At 62.0% G+C, this 3,714-nt stretch carries 4 protein-coding genes; all 4 read left to right on the forward strand.

Annotated features, from left to right (window positions below):
* On the forward strand, positions 1 to 1,600 hold a 1,600-nt coding region (locus tag ACXRVY_RS19935), incomplete at its 5' end, for a TonB-dependent receptor (protein WP_458238055.1).
* A 16-nt stretch (positions 1,601 to 1,616) separates the two neighbouring features.
* Positions 1,617 to 2,426, forward strand: coding sequence for an energy transducer TonB (locus tag ACXRVY_RS19940; protein ID WP_223463271.1), 810 nt, complete (start codon positions 1,617 to 1,619; stop codon positions 2,424 to 2,426).
* A 44-nt stretch (positions 2,427 to 2,470) separates the two neighbouring features.
* Positions 2,471 to 3,196 (forward strand): MotA/TolQ/ExbB proton channel family protein, encoded by a 726-nt coding sequence (locus ACXRVY_RS19945; RefSeq protein WP_223463272.1) that lies wholly within the window; start codon positions 2,471 to 2,473, stop codon positions 3,194 to 3,196.
* Position 3,197: 1 nt separating this feature from the next.
* Positions 3,198 to 3,599 (forward strand): ExbD/TolR family protein, encoded by a 402-nt coding sequence (locus ACXRVY_RS19950; RefSeq protein ID WP_223463273.1) that lies wholly within the window; start codon positions 3,198 to 3,200, stop codon positions 3,597 to 3,599.
* Positions 3,600 to 3,714: the final 115 nt, after the last annotated feature.

Genomic DNA, 3,714 nt, shown 5'->3' on the forward strand with positions numbered 1-3,714 from the left:
GTTCAAGCCGAACGAAGTATTCAGCCTGCGCTGGATCGGCGACTACAACGAAGAAGATTCCAGCGCCGGCACCCGCGTGTTGTTCAGCACCGGGCCGACCATCAATGGCGTCAACCTTTACCAGCGCCGGGCCAATGCGGTGGGCGCTACATTGGTCGACGGCACGCACCGCAAGGTCAACCTGAACGATGACCAGCACGTCACCGTGCACCAGGGCGGCACGTCGGTCGAGGCGAACTGGACGCTGCCGAGCGACTTTACCCTGACGTCCATCAGCTCCTGGCGCTGGTGGAATTTTACCCCGCGCAATGATGACGGCCTGAACGTATCCGTCTTCCACAACGCCGGCGTTTCGGTGGAGGATAAGCAGTATTCCCAAGAGTTTCGCCTGGCGTCACCTGCCGGTGGATTCTTCGATTACGTGCTCGGCGCCTACTACTTCGGTTCCGACCTGGACAACAAATCCTTCACCTTTTACGGCCCGCAAGCGGACATCTGGAACGGCACGCCCAACGGTGCGCTGAACAACATCGACAGCGTCGGCAACGGTCATATCGAAACCAACAGCTTCGCGCTGTTCGCCCAAGGCACCTGGCACCTGACTGAACGCCTGGATTTCACCGCCGGGTTGCGCGGCACCTATGAAGAGAAAAACGCCAGGGTGACCCGTGATGCCCCGGCCGGTGGTGCCGCTGTCACCGGTGCGGCGGCCGCGGCACGACGCGCTCGTGCGGGGGCCTTCGATTCCGGCGAACTGAACCAGTACAGCTCGAGTCCCTCGGGCCTGTTGAACCTCAGCTACCGCATCACCGACGACCTGCTCACCTACGCCACGTTGTCCCACGGCGAAAAATCCGGCGGGGTCAATCTGGCTGTCGGCACGGCGATGGTGGCCGGCGCCGATTCGCTGCTGATCGGCACCGAGCGCGCCAACAACGCCGAGCTCGGTTTCAAGAGCACGCTGTGGGACCGTCGCCTGCAACTGAATGCCAATGTGTTCTGGACTCAGGTCAACGGCTATCAAACCAACGCCTTCGACGACGTGAACCGCGTGCAGTTCCTGACCAACGCCGGCTCGGTGCGCTCCCGTGGCGTGGAGTTCGAAAGCACCCTGCTTGCGTTGCGCGGCCTGACGCTGAACATCAACGGCTCGTACAACGACGTCAGCTACCTCTCGTACAAGGATGCACCCTGCCCACCGGAAGTCAGCCTGGCGCCGGGCGCTCCGGCATCCTGCGACCTCAGCGGGCATCAAGTGGTGGGCGCTTCGAAATGGATCGGCAACGCCAACGGCGAATACAAGTGGAACCTGAGCAACGGCTTCRAAGAGTACGTCACCGCCAGCTATGCATTCCGCTCCAAAGCGGTGGGCACGGTGGAAGATTCCGACTTCGGGCAGATCCCGAGTTATGCGGTGGTCAACCTGTCCACAGGCCTGCGCGGTGACTTCAACCAGGGGCAGTGGGACGTTTCGTTATGGCTGAAAAATGCCTTCGACAAAACCTACTACACGACGCTGTGGACGGCTGCGAATGGCGGTTATGAAGGCCTGCTCGGCACGCCACGAACGCTGGGCGTGACTGGTCGATACGACTTCTAAGAAGGGGGGTTCAGCAATGAGCAATGTCCAGACCGCCGTCAGTGCACATGAAGTGCTGTGGCACCCGGCACCTGGTGGCGAGTTGGTCGACCTCGGCCGACCACACCGCGTGCCCTTGGGCCAGTTGCGTTTGCAGCGTTCGCCCAAGGGCATTTTGAGCCGAAGGGAAACGATCCTGCTCGGCGTGCTGGCGTTGCTGGTACATGGCGCGGTGATCTATTGGGTCAATCAGCAACCGACCCCAGTATTGCCAATCGTGCCGCCGGAGATTCCGCCGATGACCATCGAGTTCTCGCGGCCGGCGCCACCGGTGGTCGAACCACTGCCACCGCAACCCGTGCCGCCAGTGGTTGAGCCGCCTCCACCCGTGGAAGACGAACTGGCCGTGAAGCCACCTCCACCGAAGCCGGTTCCCAAGCCTAAACCGGTGGCCAAACCGATACCGAAACCGGCGCCCAAGGCGGTTGAGCAACCACCCGCGCCTGCGACACCGGCAACGCCCGTCGCGGCCCCGGTACCCCCTGCACCGCTGGCGCCCGCGCCTGTGACACCGGCCTCCGCAACGGCCGGCTACTTGAAAAACCCGGCGCCGCAATACCCGTCGCTGGCCCAGCGTAAAGGCTGGGAAGGCACGGTGTTGTTGCGCGTGCAGGTGCTGGCCAGCGGCAAGCCCGGCGAGATCCAGATTCAGAAAAGCAGCGGCCGTGATGCACTGGACGAAGCAGCGCTGAACGCGGTGAAACGCTGGAGTTTCGTGCCGGCCAAGCAAGGTGATGTCGCCCGGGACGGCTGGGTCAGCGTGCCCATCGATTTCAAGATTCATTAAACCGAAACCAAATTCGCGCGAAACGTTTATACGAGGAATACACCATGACGTTACTGGCATCTCCACTTGAATCCATCGAAAGCGCGGTGATCTGGCTGCTGGTGGTTTTTTCCGTCGCTACCTGGGGTCTGGCATTGCTCAAGGGCGTGCAGTTCGGTCGCCTCAAGGCACAGGATCGAAAGTTTCATCAACAGTTCTGGGCCGCGTCGAGTCTCGATTCGGCGGCTGAACTGAGCGAAACCCGGCCCGGAGCCGCGGCCCGTGTCGCGCAGGCCGGATATGCAGCCATCCAGGTGGGCGAGGCGCCGCAGGCGTTGGACTTGAGCCAGGCGATCAATCATCAGGATCGCCTGGAGCGTGCCTTGCGCCAGCAGATCGTCCGCGAGCGCCGGTCGCTGGAAACCGGTTTGGCGGTACTCGCAAGCATCGGCAGCACCTCGCCATTCATTGGTTTGTTCGGCACGGTGTGGGGAATCATGGAAGCGTTGAAAGGCATCAGCGCGGCGGGCTCGGCAAGCCTGGAAACGGTGGCCGGGCCGATTGGCGCGGCACTGGTCGCCACCGGCGTAGGGATCGCCGTCGCGGTGCCGGCAGTGCTGGTTTACAACTATTTTTTGCGTCGTCTGAAACTGACGGCGGCGGACCTGGATGACTTCGCCCACGACTTCTACAGCCTGGCGCAGAAGAGTTCGTTCCGCGTGTTGATCCACCCGACGGCGCACAAGGTGGCGGCCCAGGGCAGCGCGCAGAAAGTGAAGGAGGCGTCCTGATATGGCCTTCTCCACGCAAGACACCGATGAGGTGCTCAGCGAGATCAATGTGACGCCGCTGGTGGATGTGATGCTGGTGCTGCTGGTGGTGTTCATCGTCACCGCGCCACTGCTGACCAACGCGATTCCGATCAACCTGCCCAAGACCGAAGCGGTGGCGCCGGTGGAGCAGAAAGACCCGTTGGTGGTGAGCATCGACGGTGCGGGCAAACTGTTTATCAACAAGGACGAGATACAACCGGACTTGCTGGAGTTCAACCTCAAGTCGGCGAAGGCCAAGGACCCCGAGGTGCGCGTGCAGTTGCAGGCCGACAATGGTGTGAATTACGGCGAGGTGGCGCGGGCCATGGCGTCGATTGAGCGGGCAGGGATTACCAAACTGTCGGTGATTACTGCGCGTTAACGGATTTTCGTTTTCCGGGGCCGTCTCCTTGGCAGGGTGCGGCCCTTTTTTTGCCTCGACTTTCGCGAACACACTGTTCCCTGTGGGAGCGAGCTTGCTCGCGATGGCGGTGGAT

The sequence above is a fragment of the Pseudomonas sp. P5_A2_2 genome, from assembly GCF_054177685.1.